The 20619-nt window shown below is 37.3% G+C and carries 16 protein-coding genes; 8 read left to right on the top strand and 8 right to left on the bottom strand.

What is annotated here, in order from left to right; genetic code table 11:
- Nucleotides 1–29 precede the first annotated feature (29 nt).
- Complete coding sequence (gatB, locus tag O5633_RS08680; RefSeq protein ID WP_269609262.1) at nt 30–1505, top strand: Asp-tRNA(Asn)/Glu-tRNA(Gln) amidotransferase subunit GatB; 1476 nt, start codon at nt 30–32, stop codon at nt 1503–1505.
- Here gatB and coaE read toward each other — a convergent pair.
- Nucleotides 1502–2146 carry a dephospho-CoA kinase gene (gene coaE / locus O5633_RS08685; protein WP_269609264.1) on the bottom strand — a complete coding sequence of 215 codons (645 nt, stop codon included), beginning with the start codon at nt 2144–2146 and terminating at the stop codon, nt 1502–1504. The genes gatB and coaE overlap by 4 nt on opposite strands.
- A gap of 15 nt (nt 2147–2161) precedes the next feature.
- Here coaE and argJ point away from each other — a divergent pair, with 15 nt between their 5' ends.
- Nucleotides 2162–3424, top strand: a complete 1263-nt coding sequence (argJ, locus tag O5633_RS08690; RefSeq protein ID WP_269609265.1) for a bifunctional glutamate N-acetyltransferase/amino-acid acetyltransferase ArgJ — start codon at nt 2162–2164, stop codon at nt 3422–3424.
- 193 nt (nt 3425–3617) lie between these two features.
- Here argJ and O5633_RS08695 read toward each other — a convergent pair whose 3' ends face one another.
- The 4 genes from O5633_RS08695 to O5633_RS08710 all read right to left on the bottom strand — a co-directional run bounded on the left by O5633_RS08695 (nt 3618) and on the right by O5633_RS08710 (nt 5757).
- Nucleotides 3618–3755, bottom strand: coding sequence for a hypothetical protein (locus O5633_RS08695; protein WP_269609266.1), 138 nt, complete (start codon nt 3753–3755; stop codon nt 3618–3620).
- Nucleotides 3756–3894: 139 nt separating this feature from the next.
- Nucleotides 3895–4068 carry a hypothetical protein gene (locus O5633_RS08700; protein ID WP_269609267.1) on the bottom strand — a complete coding sequence of 58 codons (174 nt, stop codon included), beginning with the start codon at nt 4066–4068 and terminating at the stop codon, nt 3895–3897.
- Between the two features lie 74 nt (nt 4069–4142).
- On the bottom strand, nt 4143–5570 hold the full coding sequence (locus O5633_RS08705) for a hypothetical protein (protein ID WP_269609268.1): 1428 nt from the start codon (nt 5568–5570) through the stop codon (nt 4143–4145).
- Nucleotides 5548–5757 carry a hypothetical protein gene (locus tag O5633_RS08710; protein ID WP_269609269.1) on the bottom strand — a complete coding sequence of 70 codons (210 nt, stop codon included), beginning with the start codon at nt 5755–5757 and terminating at the stop codon, nt 5548–5550. Before O5633_RS08710 ends, O5633_RS08705 begins: the two co-directional genes overlap by 23 nt.
- A gap of 223 nt (nt 5758–5980) precedes the next feature.
- Here O5633_RS08710 and O5633_RS08715 point away from each other — a divergent pair, with 223 nt between their 5' ends.
- Entirely contained in the window at nt 5981–9613 is a 3633-nt protein-coding gene (locus tag O5633_RS08715; RefSeq protein ID WP_269609270.1) for a CHAT domain-containing protein, read from the top strand.
- A 36-nt stretch (nt 9614–9649) separates the two neighbouring features.
- Nucleotides 9650–10399 (top strand): neutral zinc metallopeptidase, encoded by a 750-nt coding sequence (locus O5633_RS08720; protein WP_269609271.1) that lies wholly within the window; start codon nt 9650–9652, stop codon nt 10397–10399.
- Nucleotides 10400–10405: 6 nt separating this feature from the next.
- On the opposite strand, the gene O5633_RS08725 is transcribed toward O5633_RS08720, so the two are convergent.
- The 3 genes from O5633_RS08725 to O5633_RS08735 all read right to left on the bottom strand — a co-directional run bounded on the left by O5633_RS08725 (nt 10406) and on the right by O5633_RS08735 (nt 13277).
- A complete protein-coding gene (locus O5633_RS08725) occupies nt 10406–10801 on the bottom strand; it encodes a hypothetical protein (protein WP_269609272.1) in 396 nt (131 codons plus the stop codon).
- 300 nt (nt 10802–11101) lie between these two features.
- Nucleotides 11102–11893 carry an SIMPL domain-containing protein gene (locus tag O5633_RS08730; RefSeq protein ID WP_269609273.1) on the bottom strand — a complete coding sequence of 264 codons (792 nt, stop codon included), beginning with the start codon at nt 11891–11893 and terminating at the stop codon, nt 11102–11104.
- 223 nt (nt 11894–12116) lie between these two features.
- Nucleotides 12117–13277 (bottom strand): tyrosine-type recombinase/integrase, encoded by a 1161-nt coding sequence (locus O5633_RS08735; RefSeq protein WP_269609274.1) that lies wholly within the window; start codon nt 13275–13277, stop codon nt 12117–12119.
- A 644-nt stretch (nt 13278–13921) separates the two neighbouring features.
- On the opposite strand from O5633_RS08735, the gene O5633_RS08740 reads away from it, so the two are divergent.
- From O5633_RS08740 to O5633_RS08755, 4 genes are all read left to right on the top strand, one after another.
- A complete protein-coding gene (locus O5633_RS08740) occupies nt 13922–15505 on the top strand; it encodes a type I restriction-modification system subunit M (RefSeq protein WP_269609276.1) in 1584 nt (527 codons plus the stop codon).
- On the top strand, nt 15495–16787 hold the full coding sequence (locus tag O5633_RS08745; RefSeq protein WP_269609278.1) for a restriction endonuclease subunit S: 1293 nt from the start codon (nt 15495–15497) through the stop codon (nt 16785–16787). Before O5633_RS08740 ends, O5633_RS08745 begins: the two co-directional genes overlap by 11 nt.
- Complete coding sequence (locus O5633_RS08750) at nt 16787–19888, top strand: type I restriction endonuclease subunit R (RefSeq protein ID WP_269609280.1); 3102 nt, start codon at nt 16787–16789, stop codon at nt 19886–19888. The genes O5633_RS08745 and O5633_RS08750 overlap by 1 nt, the downstream gene beginning before the upstream one ends.
- A gap of 453 nt (nt 19889–20341) precedes the next feature.
- Complete coding sequence (locus O5633_RS08755) at nt 20342–20617, top strand: cupin domain-containing protein (protein WP_269609281.1); 276 nt, start codon at nt 20342–20344, stop codon at nt 20615–20617.
- Nucleotides 20618–20619 lie beyond the last annotated feature (2 nt).

The following is a 20619-nucleotide window of genomic DNA, read 5'->3' on the forward strand; positions in this document are numbered from 1 at the left end:
CATAGGATTCATATATCTAGGTCAAATTAATGTCAGAATCAAATGTTTCTTGGGAAGTTGTAATCGGATTAGAGACCCATGTTCAGTTGGGGACTAAGAGCAAAATATTTACTAGCGCATCAACCAACTTTGGTGACGATCCAAATACTCATATCGATCCAGTGGTATGTGGATTGCCAGGCACTTTGCCAGTTCTAAATAAAAAGGTTCTGGAATATGCAGTTAAAGCAGCGATGGCTTTAAATTTAAATATTGCCTCTCATAGTAAATTTGATAGAAAGCAATATTTTTATCCAGACTTACCAAAAAATTATCAAATATCTCAATTTGATGAACCTATTGCAGAAGATGGTTGGATAGAGGTAGAAGTAGCTGAAAAAGGCAAAGAAACTTATATCAAAAAAATAGGTATTGAACGATTACATATGGAGGAGGATGCTGGAAAACTTGTTCATGCAGGTAGTGATCAATTGTCAGGCTCCACCCATTCTTTGGTTGATTACAACAGAGCAGGGGTAGCACTTGCTGAAATAGTTAGTAAACCTGATTTAAGAACAGGTAGAGAGGCTGCGGAGTACGCAGCTGAAATTAGAAGAATAATGCGTTATTTGGGAGTATCTGATGGGAATATGCAAGAGGGATCTTTGCGATGTGATGTAAATATTTCAGTTAGACCAACTGTTGATGATCCATTTGGTACAAAAGTAGAAATAAAAAATATGAATTCATTTTCAGCTATTCAGAAAGCTTGTGAATATGAAATTAAGCGGCAAATTAAAGCTTATGAATCTGGAGAAGAAGTAAAACAAGAAACGAGGTTATGGGATGAAGCTAAGCAACTTACTAAAAGCATGAGATCAAAAGAAGGTAGTAGTGATTATCGTTATTTTCCTGATCCTGATTTAGGTCCGATTGAAGTAAGTCATGATTTAAAAGAAAAATGGCGCTCAGAATTACCAGAATTGCCAGCCGCAAAAAGAAATAGATACGCATCAGAACTTGGCCTTTCTATTTATGATGCAAGAGTTTTAACTGACGAATCTTCAATGGCTATATATTTTGAAAAAGTTGTTGCTGAAGGTGGAGCAGCAAAAACTTCAGCAAATTGGATAACTGGAGATATAGCAGCATTTATTAAATCTAATAGATTATCATTTGATCAATTATCTTTTAAGCCAAATGAATTAGCAGAAATGTTGAAAATGATTGACTTAGGAGAAATAAGTGGAAAAATTGCTAAAGAAATATTGCCTGAACTTTTAAGTAAGGGTGGTTCTCCAAAGCAATTAGTCAAAGAACGTGGTTTAGGTATGATTGGTGATCCTAAAGTTATTGAGGAAATTATTGATAAATTGATCCTTAATCATCCTAGTGAGGTTGAATCTTTTAGAGCAGGGAAGACGAAATTGTTAGGTTTTTTTGTGGGTCAATTAATGAAGGAAACAAAAGGGAAAGCGGATCCAAAACTTGCTAATCAAATATTAAATAAAAAGTTACTAGGCTAGAAATTATATAATTTTTTTAACTGTATTTTCCATGTCTCATCATTATTAGCATTAGTAATAATATAATCTGAAAAATGTTTTTTTAAAGCGTTGTCCCATTGCGCATCAATTCTTTGATTAGCTTCCTCAAGGCTTAAATTATCTCTTGACTGGAGTCGTTGTAATTGCATGTCTCTAGGACAATCTATGTAACAAATTTCACTACATAAACCTGTATAATTTTTTTCAAATAGGAGTGGAATAATTAAGATTACTATAGAATTTGATTTCAATTTTTCTAATTCTTCTTCAATTCTTTTGTTTACGAATGGATGTATTATTCCCTCTAGCCATTTTTTTTCAATATGATTTTGAAAAATTATTTTGGCTAATGCTTTGCGATTAATAATTTGATCACTTTTACTTGAATTTTGAATTATTTTACTTCCATATCTTAATAAGACTTTTTTGACTATTTGACTTTCAGCTCTTAATGCTTCATGAGCATATACGTCAGCGTCTAAAATAGGCCATTGCTTGGCTTGAAATAGAAAATCTCCAATAATTGTTTTTCCACTGGCAATACCCCCAGTGATACCTAATCTTCTTTGCTTGCCTTTCCATCTAAGACAAAGTTTGTTTGTTTGTTGTTGGTCAATCATTAATATTGATAGTAAGTGAAAAATGCTCTTCTGAATTTGAGTCTTTTGACATCTTCTCTATGGTCTCCAATATCTGGTGGTATTACTACCCCTGATGGTTTTTTAGCAGCGGGCATTGCCGCAGGATTGAAGCCTTCTGGGAAGAAAGATCTTGCTTTGTTATATGCACCTGATGGTGCTTGTTGCAGTGGGACATTTACTCAATCAGTCACTCGTGCTTATTGTGTGGATCTATGTATTGATCGAATCAAGGCATCTGAGGGAAAAATACGTGCCGTAGTTATCAACTCTGGACACGCAAATGCTTGTACAGGTAGTCGAGGCAAAATTGATAGTGAAATTATTACAAACGAGCTTGCTCAACGCTTGGGATTATCTAATGAAGAAGTTTTGATATGTTCCACCGGTTTAATTGGTGAGCCAATACCTGTTGCAAAGGTTATTAGTCACTTGGATCACCTTATAAATAGTTTAGATAAGGAGGCATATTTGGATGCGGCAAATGCAATTTTGACAACCGATCTTAAAGTAAAGCAAATTGCGTATCAAGCAGTTTTAGGAGGAAGACGAATATCTATTGGAGGAATGGCTAAAGGCTCAGGCATGATTCATCCTTCAATGGCAACAATGTTGAGCTACATTACGTGTGATGTAGGCATAGATTATACTTTGTGGTCGGAGATGATAAAGCGAGTTACAGAATCATCTTTTAACGCCATTACAGTTGATGGAGATACGAGTACAAATGATACTTTTTTAGCGTTTTCTTCCGGACCAAAATTAGATCCAAGATATTTATCAACCCTTGAAGAGGGACTACATTTAACAGCTCAATACCTTGCTAAAGCAATTGCAAGAGACGGAGAAGGTGCTAATTGCTTGATTGAAATACAAGTTGAGGGTGCTCCAAGTGACTTAGAGGCTCATGTGATAGCTCGCACAATAGCTTCATCCTCTTTGGTTAAAACGGCAGTTCATGGTCTCGATCCTAATTGGGGACGAATTATTGCTGCACTTGGTCGTGCAGGTATTTCTTTTAATTTTAATGATGTTCAACTATGGATTGGACCTTATCAAATATTTTCTAATGGAACACCTCTGGAATTTGATAGACAAATAGTTAGCAACTTTATGCAAGCAAGGATAAAAGGGAAATATTTAATCGACGATCTTATAAGTATTAAATTAAGGATAGGGAGGGGAAGAGGTTCGGCTACTGCTTGGGGCTGTGATTTGTCTGATCAATATGTTCGAATTAATGCCGATTATACTACGTAGCCTATAAAGCCAGTAACAGTAAAGGATTTAAAGGCATGAGAGAAGAAGGGTAACACTAAGGTAACAGTACTAAAAGATATATTCCTTAGTCCTAGGTAGCGACTGGATAAGGGGTATGAGGGGTAAATAGTGTCCTCCCTTATACGTTAATGGGGAAGAGAAATTTATGCTGAAAACTAAAGGACTTAAATAGTCATCTATCTTTAATCTTTAAGGATGAAGCCTTTGGTACTAAAGATATTAACAGTGCCTGTGTATAGGGCAGAGGTTTCTTTTTAGAGCCTTGCTCTAACTTCTGATTTCTTATTTTTATTAAATTCATTGTTGTCATTGGATACTTGTTATACGTATTTAGTTCGTTAGGGGATGTTTGAGGAGGTTGGGAAAACTCACTCCTTCGCTTCGCTCAGTCGTTCGTTTTAGAGTTACTAAATTGTTGTCTTGCGAGCGTAGCGAGCCTTTGTCTTTCTCTAACTAATAACCTTCTCAAGCCTTTTAAGGATGTTGGCTTGTTTTAGGAATAGTTCTTTTGCTTTATCTGGATTGTCTATGGCTTCAGCCTTGTCAATCAGTTGATCGAAGACAATTACTTTATTCAGTAGGTTTCGGCAAACTCTTTCTTTTGCCTCGTTGATGATTGGCATTATCGGTATGGAATTTCTTTTTTGAGGTCGTTACCTCTAAATAGAGTAGGAGGGTCAGACTGAAAACTCAGTGTTTATCGCATGTCTGGGTGATGCTCATTCCACCATTCAATGATCTCTTTGTTTGTCATTCTTAGACGACTATCTAATTCTGCTTTTAAGCGTTCGATGTCTTCATGTCGTTTCTTTTCTTCTGCAGATTTTAGCCTTTGCTTGATAGAATCACGTGCTCTCTCTTCTTGCTTCATTATTCTTTCCTCTCTGCTTAGATCTAGCCCATATTTTTTAGCCGTTTTCTTAAACTTTTTATTGAGTTCAGCCATCCTTTCTTTTGCTTGAGCTGCATTCTCTTCTTGCTTTGTTTTTATGTTCTCTAAGACATTAAGTGGGAAAGCTCTATTGAAGTATTCGTCTGCAGTTTCGCCGTCTCTCCTTTTGTATTCTTTGTCTGTTTTAAAAGAGATGACATCATCATAAAAAAAGATTCCATTCAGCTCAGGTCGATTCAAAAAGAACAACTCAGGGCTTTGATCTATTAACTCTTCATCAGAGCAGCTATTTAAAAATTCCTCTTCTTCTCTTTCTCTTCTATTGATTTCATATATGTCATTAGCCAATTGATCGTCTTCTGTTCCAGGCGGGAAAGATGCTTTTATGCGTTCGATTTCCTTTTCTCGTTCACTTAGCTCTTCTAAACCAATAATCCATTTCTCAAAACTTTCACTATTTAAACTCGCCTCATAGTCATCAATAATTTGTTGATCTAATTGCCAGCTTTGATCTGCATCTTGAAGAGCAGCCCACATAGCGAGACTCCCATCTTCTTTCATTAACTCGAGGGTCTCACCTCTTCTTTTATATTCCTCTTCTCGTCTTTCCTCTTCTTTTTCTTTTGCTTTTTCGTAAGCAGCATCAGCAGCTTCACTGAGTGCAGTTAGCTTGGAACCTTGTTCTTTGTCGTAGGTTTTACTCCACTCTCTAGCTAGTTTTTTCTGGCTAACTCGTGGACTTTTGGTGAGCTTAAAACCTTCATCCTTAACGCTCATCGCAAGCCAGATAATCGCCAGTCTGACTGTCTCTTTGCTCGTCAGTTTGCAGTTGGTTTGCAACTCATCGAACACCGCCTTCTCAGGCTTCGGAAGCTTGGCCGTAACCTTGCTGGAGCGACTTGTGTGACCCTTTTCTTGGCTTTCCTTGCTTGCATATTTCACAAGCCTTAGAGGAGCTTCTAGGGACGTTGTGGAGAGCTCGTAAAGTGCGATTCTGATAGCGTCTCTTTGGCTTGTCTGGACCGCATTAACCAAGCCTTCAAGCATCTGTTTCTCTTGGAAGCTCAGAATGGTTTCTACCTTGCTTGAGCATTTAACTTTGCTGATGAGGACTGGATGCTTTTCGGTTCTATACCTGTTCTTTGCAAACTTCCAAAAAGCTAGTGCAGTCTTGGTTCCCTCTTGGTTTGAGTGACGTGTCTTATTAAATCTATTTGGTCTGTTTAGTTTCATTAGTTTTCATTTCTAATTTTTCTTTTAAAAGCTTTTGTTCTCTCTCTTGCTTCGGTGTCAAAGGTATCTCGCTATCGCCAAGATCTAATTCGAAGAGTCCTCCTGCACCAAAGTGATTGGTATCTGCTTTTGTGAAAGAGATGGCTGTTAAAGATAATAAAAGGATGAGTATTAGGTAGCTTTTCATTTTACAAATACAGAAAATTTAGTTAATTGTTGCTCCTAACTTTTCAAGTTAAGCCTTGAAAAATATCTGATGATTTAGCATATAATAGTTTTGGCAATTATGCTTTTGATTTTAAAGGGCGAACAAGCTGACTATCTATTCTTATTTACTAATCTTTTAACTTGATTGGCTTGGACTATCTATGATTCGAAGACTTTATAAAATTTTATTTTTTACTTTTTGTGTGATCCCTATATCAGTTAGTCATATACCTTATGTAATTGCTAATGAGGTAATACTTGCAAGTCAAAAAGATGATCTAAATCTTTTACAAAAATTCTTTAATAGTGGTTTCGAAAAGCAAGAATCAGGAGATCATGAAGGAGCAATTGAAGATTACTCCAAAGCTCTAGAAATTGATCCTAAATATGTGTTGGTATGGTGGGGGCGAGGACTTAGCAAAAATCAGCTAGGAGATTATCAAGGAGCTATTGACGATTATTCTAAAGCTCTAGAAATTGACCCTAAATATGTATGGGCATGGTCAAGCAGAGGAGGTAGCAAGGCTCAGATAGGAGATCATGAAGGAGCAATTAACGACTACTCCAAAGCTCTAGAAATTGATCCTCAATATTTACTGGCATGGTCAAGTCGAGGGTATAGCAAGAATCAGCTAGAAGATTACGAAGGAGCGATTGATGATTATTCCAAAGCCCTAGAAATTGATCCTCAATATTTACTGGCATGGTGGGGTCTAGGGACTAGCAAGTATCAGCTAGAAGATTACGAAGGAGCGATTAACGATTACTCCAAAGTTTTAGAAATTGACCCTAAAAATGTATTGGTATGGGAGCGGCGAGGGAAAAGCAAGGAGCAGCTAGAAGATTATGAAGGAGCAATTAACGACTACTCCCAAGCCCTGGACATTGATCCTCAATATGTATTTGCATGGTCAAATCGAGGCTATAGCAAGTATCAGCTAGAAGATTACGAAGGAGCGATTGATGATTATTCCAAAGCCCTGGACATTGATCCTGATTATGTTTTTGCATGGTTTAGTCGAGGGAATAGCAAGGGTCAGCTAGGAGATTATGAAGGAGCAATTGAAGATTACTCCAAAGCTCTAGAAATTGAACCTCAATATGTATTTGCATGGTCCGGCCGAGGAAGTAGCAAGAGTTCGCTAGGAGATCATGAAGGAGCGATTAACGACTACTCTAAAGCCCTCGAAATTGATCCTGATTATGTTTATGCATGGTCCGGCCGAGGAAGTAGCAAGAGTTCGCTAGGAGATCATGAAGGAGCGATTAACGACTACTCTAAAGCCCTCGAAATTGATCCTGATTATGTTTATGCATGGTCCGGCCGAGGAAGTAGCAAGAGTTCGCTAGGAGATCATGAAGGAGCGATTAACGACTACTCTAAAGCCCTCGAAATTGATCCTGATTATGTTTATGCATGGTTAAGACGAGGAGATAACAAACGGGTGTTAGATGATAAAGAAGGAGCTCTCAGTGATTATGAGCAAGTAATTAATTTGGGTGGTTCCAGAGAAGAGATTTTAGTTGCTATTGAAAGTTCTATTTCTTTGTATCTTGAGAGATCTGAATTTACTAAAATTCCTAATTTAGTATCAAAGGCTAAAACACTTCTTAAATACAATAAAGCAGAAAAAGGAATTGCTAACGCAAGATTTAATTACCTTGAAGCTTTATATTACTCGAGTAGTGGAGATAATACAAAAGTTATCCAATTACTTGAAGAAAATCAAGCTATTTTCTCTGCATTAAATCTCATTGAAGAGGATCCTTCTGAATTACTTTCCAGGAATCTTTTAATTGTTACTTATATGCAACAAGATCAATATAAAAAAGCAAAATCTTTGATTCAGCGAGGAACATCAGAAGGTGAACTTTATTCTTCATTTATTGCTTTGCAAGAAGGCGATCTCAAAAAAGCAGAGAGAATATTAAAACGATTAAATAATGTTTATAAGCAGAAATCAATAAATAATAAAGCAGATCCAACTATTTTATCAACATTAGGTTTGGCATATTGGTGGCAGGGAGAAAATAAGAAAGCTCAACCATATATAGAAGAGGGGCTAGAACTTTATAAAGAATATTATGGTGAAAATAATCCTATTTTAATACAACCGTTACTTAACATTGCCATGGTTCATTTTAAGAATGAAGAATATGAAGAAGCTGATGATTATTTGAGAAAAAGCTTAAGACTGCAATTTAAGGAAATTCAAGAAAAAGCATTTTATTTACCTATATCTAAGAGACAAGATTTTGTTAAAAGACTGGGTATTTCATATGCTGCTATTTTCTCGGCATCTGATATTCATCCAATAGGAAAAGATTTGGCGTTCTTTGCTCGTATTAATCGTCATGGATTATTGGAAGAAATTGAACGAGAGCAAAGTAAATTATCTTCTTTAAAAGGATCTCAACGTAAGTTACTTGGAAAAATTAAAGCAATTACCAATACTATTTCATCTAATCAAATCAAAGATCAGATGTTGATAAATAAACTTATCTCAGAAAAGGAATCATTGGAGATAGAGCTTTATAGAACAATAAACAAAAGACAATCACGTATTGTTGAAGTGTCTGATATTGCAAATGTTCTATCTAAAGATTCAGTTCTTATAGAATTTCAAAAATATAGACCTTTTAAGTTTGATCAGCCAAGAGATGCATTGGAGGTTAAAAATTGGGGTAAACCTCTTTATCAAGCATTAATTCTTAAGCCCAATGGAGAAATTCATAGTATTAATCTTGGATTTGCAAAATCGATCGACATAAAGATTCAGGAAGCATTACAAGCTTCAGAAGAGATACAAGTGAATGCACAAGCTTTATGGGCTGAGGTAGGTGATTTGGTTATAGAACCCTTAGCCAATGTGATTGGGAATATCGAAACTTTATTTATTTCACCAGATGGTGAGCTTAATAGAATCCCATTTGCGGCATTAAGTTCATCTAAGAATAATAAACTACTAGGAGAAGAAGTTAATTTACGTTTATTAACTACTGGGCGTGAGTTATTAGATCTTCAAGAAGAATATAATCTAACCAATCAAACATCTCTTGTTGTAGCGAATCCATCCTTTAATTTGATTAGTGATTTATCTAATGATGAGATATCTGATGAAACTATTTTGGCTTCTCAAAAACGTTCTGGAGATTTAGGTTCATCAACATGGGATTCTTTGCCAGGCACAGTTCAAGAGGGACAAAGTATTGCTCAACTAACGAATGGTCGATTATTGATGAAATCTCAAGCTACTGTCTTAGCAGTACAAGAAAGTTACTCTCCAAAGATTTTACATATCGCCAGTCATTCTTATTTTTTAATGAATGATAAAAATAAAGATGAGAATATTACTTCTATGTTTATTGGACAAACTAGTTCTAATCAATTCTCCGTGAACGAAAACTCATTGTTGAGAAGTGGCATAGTTTTAGCTGGTGCTAATCAACCAGATTTAAATCCTCAAGATGATGGATACTTAACTGCACTAGAAGTCACCAAGCTTGATTGGCAAGGTACAGAATTAGCGGTGATATCTGGTTGTGAATCTGGACAAGGTGATATTCAATCTGGAGAAGGTGTATATGGACTCAAGCGTGCTATAGCAGTCGCAGGTGCAAGATCAAGTTTGTTGTCGTTATGGGAAGTAGATGATCGTGCAACGGCTTCTTTTATGACCAGTTTTTATCAGAAACTAAAAGATGGAGAAGGTAGAGCAGACGCATTAGCTAATACTCAAAAAGAATTTAGAAATCACTCTATTCCTGGTTATCGACATCCATATGTTTGGGCTGCATTCCAATTAAGTGGAGATTGGAGACCGATTCTGTGGTGAACTAGAATTACTAGATAATGATTTATAAGTTCAGAAATGTATAGCAAAATACTTGCAGGATTAATTTCGTTGAGTGTGATACCCCTGAGTGCTTTAGCGAATCCAAATCTTTTCCAAAAAATTAAAGATGCAAAAATGAATTCAGTTATTGATAAAACGACTGGTTATCTTTTCACAAAATGGGTTGCAAATGACGAAATCTCACTTCCGCCACCTCAAGTAATTCCAATAGCAGCTGGAACTACTGTTTATGGAGTTTGTGGTTCGTATATGTCTGGAGATGATGTGGGTGGGAGTTCATATTGCCCAAGAACTAACACAATATTTTTGGTTCCAGAGCAATTAAGATCTTTCCAAAAAGAATTTGGTCTATCAGCAATTGCATATGTAGTTGCACATGAATTTAGTCATGCCATCCAAAAAGCTTATAAAATTCGCTTACCTTTACCTGATCTTGAATTACAAGCAGATTGTATGGCAGGGGTGATGATTCATAAAGGTAGTGAGGAGCTTGGTATCACAAGAGAAGATACTATTGCCATGTCAAAATTTGCCTACTCCAGCGGCGATCCAACTCATGGAACAGGGGAACAACGTGCGTATGCACTAGCAGTTGGGATGGGCGTAATAAAGGGATCATGTGAAGCGAGTGAAATGAGCTTGCTTGCAGAAGATAAAATTGATACATCTCGTTTTGCCAACACAAGATCCATATCTAGAAAGGTTAATTTAAATGCAACTCCTTATCCGAAGACAATTCTTGGCTCAATTGGGCTCTCGGAGTGAATATGTCTATAAATCTATGTCGTAATAATACTCGTAATCTTTTTTCCCATTCATCAATGATTTAAAACCAGTCGGCTTGCTATCGAGACTTTGCCAAACTACTTCATTGATTTTTTCGCATCCTCCATGTAGGTCAATAAAATCGTCAGTGTCTTTAGCCCAGCTTTTTCTTTGCATTAAAGTAGCAACTTGATATGGCTCAAGGTTATGTTTTTCTTTACTATATTTGACAATAAGGTCAAAGGCTAGCTTGTCGGTTATGTATCCATATTCGGTTCCACAATAATTAACTGCTGAAGCAAAAACAATTGTCTGATAAGGAGTTTTAGCTGCTTTAGACGATTGATTATGAAATACAAAAACACTTAAAAATATACTTGTCAATGCAATGATTTTTTTCATTTGCTGGATAGAAAGTCTATTTATACTAGTTCTATTTATTTTTTCTGCTTATTAATATTTATGATTGTGAATTAGTGAGCTCCAATCCACCTCAGACTTTACTTTTCTGGCTTGATCTTTCTACCTTTACCAAGAATCTAAATAGACTCATCAGCTCTGTGATAGAAGTAATGGTCTTGGGCTATCTCTATGTTTGTAGATATGTTGGTAAGTCTTTTAATCTTTTGAGTGAATACCATCTCGATACATAACGATCTGCCAATCGCCAGTTTCTATTAATGATATTTATCTAAGACTGTTTTAATTGACCTCGAATGTGACTCCCATCACAGCAGTGATATCTTTTTTTATTGTGCTTGTGTCATATGAACCCCAGCTACTGACTCTCGTTGAGTTTGGGACTGTGATTTGAAAGACCCCAGTATCAACTTTTCTTACATTGCCTAGTTCTGAACCGGTTTGATAGACGATGGCTTCTGCTCTTGTATGTGCATCTTTGGTTGCTTTTGCAAGCATATCTACACGTTTAGCTGCGAGTTGTGTATAAGTAAATTCTGGACGTCTTGGTCTTACAATCACCCCTTTCCCAAGTAGATCACTCATCTTTCGGTATGTCTGATCAATATTGAAAACATCATTACTCTCAATTTCTATCCACTGAGTTGTTACCCATTTCTTAGAAATTATTTCTCCAGTTTTTGGATTCTTATTGATTTCTTTTGATGTTGAGGCAGGTAGTAAAGCAATTGATTGGTAGTCATTATTTATGACTCCCTGACGATCAAGGAATGTAATTGTTTTATCGATAGATACTTTATGTTTTTGATAAGAATCAACTTGTGAATTACCTTCCGTTTCCACTTTGATATCCCATTTTGCGATATCACTTTCTATACGTTCGGTGCTCGCTCCAGTAACTGTGATTGTGTTTGCAGCAGGTTTTAGTCCATCAACCAAAATCTTAGATGCACTGGTAAATCCAATAAGCCCTCCAATGGATAAAACTGTAGTTGCGAAAACAAGAGGAGGAGTGCGTCGAATAATTTCAACCGCATTAAAAGGTAAAGCTCTTATGAGAGATAGAACTTTCATTAGATTTAATTGTGAGGAGTTGTATCTAGCGAAAAATCAATTCAATTCGAATAGATGAATCTCTGGCTTTCTGTGATTGACCAAGGAACTGGTATTTCGCTTCCCATCGGAACATCATTAGATGGCGTCCCGATTTGTGAGTTGGTTCCTGATTGTGCAATATCTTGATTAGGCTCGCAAGAGTTTAGATGTACTAATTAAGCGAATTAAAAAAGTATAAATTTCAACTGCTTGATCCAATCCATCTAAGACTTTCTTCTGCTGGCTTTATCTTTCTACCTTTACCAAGGATCTCAGTGGACTCATCAGCTCTGTAATGGAAGTAATGCTCTTGGATATATTTCATGCTCGTATCTGTATTAGCTGCAACTGTTGGAAGAGGTACACCAGCAGATAAACGCATGGTGATGTATGTATGCCTAAAGCTATACCAAGTAATGTTCTTACCTGAGTGAATGACTACTTTTTTAACTTGACTATTTGCATCCTCTCTCCAGTCAGCAAGTCTTGCTTCGACTAACAGATCAGCAATTGAATCTTGCCAAATTCTTTCACTGATTTGTTTCCCTGAATCTTGATTAGTGAAGATATAGTCATCCATCTTTTTGTATTTAGTAATCACTCGTATTCGTTCTAAGAACTTGGCAATTGGAGCAGCTACTCGGTATGACCTTCCTGTTTTTGTCTTCTCAGCTGGAACATCAATATTGACCCATATCTTCCTTTCTTCCTTTGGTATTGCGGTGTTCTCACCGATATCTCTCCATTTTAATTTCCGTAAACTCCCTGGTCTCATCCCAGTATCCATAGCAACTCTCATGGCTAAGTAAGCAAGCTCTCTATGGACTAATTGCTTCTTACCTCTCTTACCTCCAAAGGCTTGATTTGATCTGGTCTGATACTTACCGTTGTTGTCTTTAGTGATTGTGTAATTCTCATCGAGGATTCTTGTTAATCCTTTTATCCAATACAGCCTGGCAACTCTTTCAAGTTCTTCCCATTCTTTGGCTGTGAGATCATCTCTTCTGTGTTTCTGATCTTTAGGTAATCGTATGGATGGTATATCAGGGACTGTATCTTTACTGATAAATCCATGAGTCACAGCCACTTCTGAAAAGACTCTTCTTAGACAAGACATCTCTTGATTGATAGTCGTTTGTTGTGGAATCTCTTTTTTAAATTCAATTGCTCTTTCTTTTCTCCATGTTTCGTAGTTCAAGAAGGCATTACGTTTGAGCTTATGGATTTGCTTTTTATCATCATTGATGTAGTCCCTAAGCCACCTGCATTGGTTCTGTAGCAGTCGATATCGAGCTTTTGTGATTCCTTGTTGTGGGATGCTGCTGATTCTTTTCTTCTCCTTATCTAGGAACTGTTGAATCAAATTCCCGAAGGTAAGAGATTTAATTGCATCTCCTCGATCTGACTTCCCTTTTAGTTCAATAAACTTCTCAACACCTAATAACCAAGCTTGATCTTGTCCTTTGATTGTTGCTTCTGGGAATGTGTTTTCTTTAGTCCTGAGTGCAAAGCGATGTCTATTCCCTTTATCTCGATCATAGAAATAGAGATGCCACCTAGATCCTTTATCTGCTCGACGATAGATGTAGGCATTGGTATCACCTGGAATATCTTTTCTATCTAAGACGTTATTAGTAGTGGATTGAGAAGTAGGAATTAGCCTAAAAGGTAACGATTGGGTAACACCTATATGTCGAGGACTGATCTCTCAGGCATTATGCATCAAGGGTAACACTAAGGTAACGCTATAAGTGAATGGTTAAAAGCCTGTAATAACAAGGATTAGGCTATTACATCCACATTAATGCCGATTACACAACATAACTCGGAAATATAGTCATATCAATCTGTTTGAAATTCTATTCTTCTTGGGCACGCTTTAGGCACGATGCATTGGAACCTATTTGTAATTTTTGATTGTTTATTTGTTACTTCAATCAGACTATGTAAGTAATCTTCTTGTTTTGAATCATAATAAGTTATTGGTTCAGTTACTCAAGAACGTCCTTGGCAGTCAAAGGTAATAAAAAGAAAGAGACATCTGCCAAAGATTTCAAAGCAGTTCTTTGGGCGAGTGCAGATAAACTTCGTTCCCAGATGGATGCTGCTGAGTATAAACATCTTGTTCTGGGGTTGATTTTTCTCAAATACATTTCTGACACTTTTATTGAGCAGCAAAATAATGTTTTGAAGATGGTGAGTGATCCAGACTCGGATTACTACCTTGGAGAGAATTCATCAGATCATCAAGAGGCATTAGAGGATCGTGATTACTACACCCAAGAGAATGTGTTTTGGGTTCCTGTTGAAGCACGTTGGGAATCTCTTAGAAATCAAGCAAAGCAAGCAAACATTGGACAACTCATTGATAAGGCACTTGTTGTGATAGAGAACGAGAACTCAACTCTAAGAGGCAAGTTAGATAAAAGATTTGGTGCTGCTCAATTAGAACCAGGAAGAATGGGTGAACTAGTTGATCTCATTTCAACTATTGGTTTTGGTGAAGGTGGTAATTCAGCAGATGTCTTGGGTGAAGTTTATGAATATTTCTTAGGTCAATTTGCAAGCAAAGAAGGTAAAAAGGGCGGTCAATTTTATACACCTGCTCATGTGGTCAAAACATTGGTTGCAGTTTTATCACCACATAAAGGTCGTGTTTATGACCCCTGTTGCGGTTCAGGTGGAATGTTTGTTCAGAGTGAAAGGTTTGTGGAATCACATGGGGGAAGAAGAGATGATATTTCTATTTATGGGCAAGAAAGCAATCCAACTACATGGCGTTTAGCAGCAATGAACTTAGCGATTCGTGGTTTTGCTGCAGATCTCGGTCCAGAACCAAGGGATACATTTGCAAAAGATCATCATTCAGATCTCAAATTCGATTACATCCTTGCTAACCCACCCTTCAATATTTCTGATTGGGGTGGTGAAAAATATGAGAGTAATCCTCGTTGGGTTTTTGGAATACCACCTGTAGGGAATGCCAATTTTGCATGGTTACAGCACATACTTTGGAAACTTCGACCAGGTGGACAAGCAGGAGTCGTTCTTGCGAATGGTTCACTAAGTTCTAACACCAATGGTGAAGGAAAGATTCGTGAAGAGATGGTTAGAAAAGATGTTGTTGAAGTAATAGTTTCTTTACCCGGAAATTTATTCCTCAATACTCCAGTTCCTGCTTGCTTATGGTTTTTTACTCAAGATAAAACTCAAAGAGGTAGAGATAGAAGAGGTGAAACTTTGTTTATAGATGCTTGTCAAATGGGCAAAATGGTCAACAGAAAAGAACGAGTTCTTACTGCTGAAGATATCTCGAAGATTGCTGAGACTGTTCATTCTTGGCGTAATGAAAATGAATATGATGATGTTGCAGGTTTTTGCCATAACTCAAAGTTTGAGGAGATTGAAAAGAATAATTTTGTGCTGACTCCTGGACGTTATGTAGGAGCAGTCGAGGAAGAAAAAGACAGTGAACTTTTTGACGACAAGATGAAAAGACTTACTTCTTTACTCAAAGAACAACAAGAAAAAGGAATGAAATTAGATCAGCAGATTGCTGAGAATTTGGAGAGGATTGGATATGGTTTTTGAATGGAGAGATTTTCGTTTAGGAGATCTCACAACTTGGTCATCGGGGACAACACCCTCTAAGCAGAATCCCTCTTTCTGGGGAGGTGACATTCCATGGATCAGTGGAACAGTTATGAGAAGTAAAAATCTCTGCGAATCAGAACTTTATCTAACTCAAGAAGGATTAGACAATAAAGGAAAACTATGCAAAAAAAATTCAGTATTATTGCTGGTTAGGGGAGATCTTTTCAATAGAATACCTATTAGTATTGCTACTAAAAGTCTAAGTTTCAATCAAGATATAAAAGCAATAAACTCAGTTTCAGACGATCTTTTACAGCATTATATTTATTATCTTTTAGAGGGCAATAAAAAAAGATTATCTAATATTGTGGAATTCACTGGACTTGGAGCAGGGAAATTAGATACTAAACTCTTACAAGATCTAACTTTCAAAATCCCATCGATTGATTACCAAGAATCTCTGATAAATTTTTTCACTTCAATCGATTCTAAAATTGAACTCATAAACAAAAATAGTGAAACGCTGGAAGCATTAGCGAAGACACTCTTCAAATCCTGGTTTATTGATTTTGATCCAGTAAGAGCAAAATCACAAGGGTGTTCAACTGGATTACCCAATGGGATCAACGAGTTATTTCCGGATTCATTTGAAGAATCTGAATTTGGCGATATTCCGACTGGGTGGAAACTTGGAAATCTTGATCAAATTGCTCTAAACCCTAGAGAAACTGCAAAACCATTCCAGATGGATTCTTCTTATCGTTATATCGGTTTAGAGCATATGCCAAGAGAGAGCATTGCTCTTTCTGATTCAGGTACGGCAGAGAATCTTGCAAGTAATAAAAATGTATTCAAGAAGGGAGATATCCTTTTCGGAAAACTTCGTCCTTACTTCAAAAAAACTGGTTGTGCCCAGTTTGACGGTGTTTGCTCCACTGACATTGTTGTTGTAAGAGAAAAGTTCAAATTATGTAGAGGATTTATTTGTTTTTTACTTGCAAGCAATACTTTTATTGATTTTACTGTTGCCTTGTCTTCAGGGACGAGAATGCCTCGTACAAGTTGGAATCAAATGTGTGAATTCTTGCTACCGATCCCACAACTACCTTTAGTACAAATTTTTGGGGAAGTTGTTTCTCCAATACTGGATAAAATTAGAATCAATTCTGATCAGTCTATTAGTTTATCCTCTGTCAGAAATACTCTTCTACCTAAACTTATCTCAGGTGAACTAAGAATTCCTGATGCAGAGAAGATGCTTGAGGAGGTTGGTATCTAATGGCATTCATCAACGAAGAATATTTAGAGGATATGTCTATTGAGTGGTTCAAAGAGATTGGATATTCGTTTGTTCATGGTCCAGATCTTGCTCCAGATGGGAAATCACCAGAACGTGAAGATTACTGTCAAGTCATCCTTATAGATCGTCTTCGTACGGCACTAAAAAAATTCAATCCAGAAGTTCCACCAGCAACGATTGAGTCAGCAATTCTTCAACTATCAAACCCAAATATCCCTGCACTGCTTTCTTCTAACATGCAGTTTCATCAATGGATTATAACTGGTCTGCCAATTACATATATGGATGGAGACCAAGAGATTGGCATTCGTCTCAAGGTTATTAGATTTGATGATCCTGCTTCAAATGATTGGTTAGTAGTCAATCAATTGAAAGTAAAAGGTCCTAAGCGAACTCGAATTCCTGATGTAGTCGTATATATCAATGGTCTACCCATAGCAGTGATTGAACTCAAAAATCCTACTAATGAGAAAGCAGATATATGGGCAGCATTCAATCAACTGCAAACTTATAAGGACAATATTCCAGATCTATTTACTCCAAATGTTCTTTTAGTCATCAGCGACGGTACTTACGCAAAAGTTGGGTCTCTTTCTGCTTCTCAAGAACGTTTTCAACAATGGAGAGTGATTGAGCAGGAGCAAGATCTTGACCCCTTAGGTAAATTCCGAGAGTTAGAAACTCTTGTCCGTGGACTATTTGATAAACAGCGATTACTTGATTTCATCAGATCTTTTTGTCTTTTTGAGGATGATGGAGAGATCATCAAAAAGATTGCTGCTTATCACCAATTCCATGCAGTAAGAACAGCAGTCGAGAGAGTGGTAGAGGCAAGCAAACCCGATGGAGATAGGAAAGGTGGGGTTGTATGGCATACCCAAGGTGCTGGTAAGAGCATTGAAATGGCATGTTTGGCAGGTAAGTTACTTACTGATCCACGTCTACAAAATCCAACTTTGGTGATGGTTACTGACCGTCAGGATTTAGATGGTCAGTTGTTTGGAGTCTTTGCTGGAGCAAAAGCACTTTTAGGTGAATCACCAAAGCAAGCAGAGTCAAGACAGGATTTACGAGATCTCCTTGATAACAGACCTAGTGGTGGAATTATCTTCACTACTATCCAGAAATTCGCAATTGAGTCAGATGAGGAAAAGTTTCCAACTTTGACTGATAGGAAAAATGTCATAGTGATATGTGATGAGGCACATAGAACTCAATATGGATTCAAGGGACGTATTGATTCAAAAACAGGAGAGATCAAATATGGATTAGCAAAAGCACTAAGAGACGCTCTGCCACAAGCAACATTTCTTGCTTTTACAGGCACACCTATCTCTCAAGATGATCGAGATACTCAAGCAGTTTTTGGACATTACGTTTCCATATACGACATTCAACAAGCAGTAGAAGATGGTGCAACAGTTCCGATCTTCTACGAATCACGATTAGCAAAATTGAAACTCAAAGATAGTGCTTTGCCATTAGTAGATGAAAAAGTTGATGAGATTTTTGAAGATGAGGATGATATTTACTCTAATGAAAGAGCAAAAGGTAGATGGGCAGCATTAGAGGCACTTGTAGGTGCTGAACCTCGTCTCAAGGAAGTTGCATCAGATCTAATCGCTCACTATGAGCAACGTTCTAAGACTCAACCAGGAAAGGCATTGATTGTAGGAATGAGTCGTGATATTTGTGCTCGCCTTTACAACATAATTATTGCTCTACGTCCTGATTGGCATGACCCTGATCATATGAAGGGTGCAATCAAAGTTGTCATGACAGCATCAGCATCTGAGTCAAAACTTCTTCAACCTCATCACACTAGTAAGCAACAAAAGAAAGATTTAGAAAACCGTTTCAAAGATCCTGCTGATCCTCTCAAGATTGTTTTGGTTCGAGACATGTGGTTGACGGGATTTGATGCTCCTTGCTTGGCAACTATGTATGTAGATAAACCCATGAAGGGTGCAAACCTTGCTCAAGCAATTGCACGAGTCAACAGGGTCTTTAGAGATAAACCAGGTGGTCTTATTGTTGATTACATCGGCATTGCTCCTCAACTCAAAGAAGCATTAGCAACCTATACAGCAGCAAAAGGTAAAGGTAGACCAACTCTTGATACCAGTGAGGCAGCACGTATTCTCAAAGAGCAAATACAGATTGCCAAAGATATTCTTCATCCAGTGGATTGGAGTTCATTTGAAGAGAAAGGAAAAGTACTAGAACTTATCTCTAATTGTTTAGATCACATCCTTGGCATTGCAGATGGTAAGCAAAGATTCTGTGACACAGTCCTGAAGATTACGAAGGCATTTGCGTTGTGTGGAGCAACAGATGAAGCAATTACCCTCACTAAAGAAGTTGCATTTCTTCAGGCAATTAGAGCACCTCTGATCAAAGGAGAAGTTCAAAATAATCCGCCTGGTAAAGGAGTTGATTATCAACTACAGCAACTGCTTTCAGAATCTTTAGTTGTCGAGGGTGTCACCGATGTTTTCAAAGTTGCTGGTCTCAAGAATCCTGATATCAGCATCATGTCTGATGCTTTCTTAGCAGAGGTCAGCAAAATTCCACAAAAGAATTTGGCAGTTGAATTACTTCAACGCCTCATAAAGGATGAACTGAAAAGTAAGTTCAAAACTAACGTAGTCAAACAAAAACGTTTCAGTGAAATGTTGAATGCATCATTGAATAAATATTCAAATCGAGCAATTGAAGCAGCACAGGTAATTGAAGAATTGATTGCAATGGCGAAGAAGTTCCGTGAGGATCTTGAACGTGGTATTGCCTTAGGACTTGATTCTTCTGAGCAATCTTTTTATGACGCCTTGGCAGATAATCCATCTGCTCAAGAATTGATGAAAGAAGAGATATTAGTAAAAATGGCAAGAGAACTTGCTGAATTGTTGAGGAGAGATGCCACTATTGATTGGCAATATAAAGAGAATGTTCAAGCAAAACTCAGACTCAAAATAAAGACTCTGCTAAAGCGTTATAAGTATCCTCCTGATCAACAAGCAATTGCAGTTGACTTAGTACTACAACAAGCGGAGACGTTAGGAGAAGAACTTACTAATTGATATTTCAAACGTCTAATATTTCTTTCTTCGTTATTAGTTTTTAGTTGTTTATAGTAGTTCTCTTTGGCACGGTTTAGTGGAAGATGCTATCGCCCGGACTTGGATTTGAAGAGTTAGGCACGCTTTTGGCACGCATAGCATCCGCAGTATAAAGTCAGTTATTGCAATCGTTTTTAGAGAATATTAATCGCGGGTTGAGATCAATGCCGATTATACAACGTAGCTCAAGAATGCTGTTATAGCAGTAGATTTAAAGAGTATAGATCGAAGGGGTAACATTAAGGTAACAGTATTATAAGACGTATTATCTTGCTATTAGAAGGGGGTAGGGGGACTCTCGATCCTCGTTCCATACGTAATAGGCTCTCAAATATTTTTTGTCAAAATTTGAGTAGCTATTAGACAACTGCATCTATTAGTAGCTAAAAAAGAAGTCCACTAAGTTTTTATCTCTTGTCTATATCAGTCACCTCTCCTTGTCCTGAGAGCACCGTGGATGAACTAGGAATTAAAAACTGGCCAATCTGGACGTGTGATGCCAGCTCTTTTGATTGGACATATGACGACAAGGAGACTTGCTTATTGCTTGAAGGTGAAGTCACAGTTACTCCTGAGGGAGGAGAACCTGTAAGGTTTGGAGCAGGAGACTTAGTTGTTTTCCCAGCTGGCATGGACTGTCGATGGGATGTTCATAAAGCAGTTCGCAAGCACTATCGATTTGGCGATTGATT

This window comes from Prochlorococcus marinus str. MIT 1013 (genome assembly GCF_027359395.1).
GTDB lineage: Bacteria > Cyanobacteriota > Cyanobacteriia > PCC-6307 > Cyanobiaceae > Prochlorococcus_B > Prochlorococcus_B marinus_E.

Coding starts and splice junctions, on each gene's coding strand:
- O5633_RS08750 (WP_269609280.1), top strand. CDS start 16,787: ATGGCATTCATCAACGAAGAATATTTAGAGGATATGTCTATTGAGTGG.
- O5633_RS08725 (WP_269609272.1), bottom strand. CDS start 10,801: ATGAAAAAAATCATTGCATTGACAAGTATATTTTTAAGTGTTTTTGTA.
- gatB (WP_269609262.1), top strand. CDS start 30: ATGTCAGAATCAAATGTTTCTTGGGAAGTTGTAATCGGATTAGAGACC.
- O5633_RS08745 (WP_269609278.1), top strand. CDS start 15,495: ATGGTTTTTGAATGGAGAGATTTTCGTTTAGGAGATCTCACAACTTGG.
- O5633_RS08720 (WP_269609271.1), top strand. CDS start 9,650: ATGTATAGCAAAATACTTGCAGGATTAATTTCGTTGAGTGTGATACCC.
- O5633_RS08705 (WP_269609268.1), bottom strand. CDS start 5,570: ATGAAACTAAACAGACCAAATAGATTTAATAAGACACGTCACTCAAAC.
- O5633_RS08710 (WP_269609269.1), bottom strand. CDS start 5,757: ATGAAAAGCTACCTAATACTCATCCTTTTATTATCTTTAACAGCCATC.
- O5633_RS08700 (WP_269609267.1), bottom strand. CDS start 4,068: ATGCCAATCATCAACGAGGCAAAAGAAAGAGTTTGCCGAAACCTACTG.
- O5633_RS08695 (WP_269609266.1), bottom strand. CDS start 3,755: ATGACAACAATGAATTTAATAAAAATAAGAAATCAGAAGTTAGAGCAA.
- O5633_RS08730 (WP_269609273.1), bottom strand. CDS start 11,893: ATGAAAGTTCTATCTCTCATAAGAGCTTTACCTTTTAATGCGGTTGAA.
- coaE (WP_269609264.1), bottom strand. CDS start 2,146: ATGATTGACCAACAACAAACAAACAAACTTTGTCTTAGATGGAAAGGC.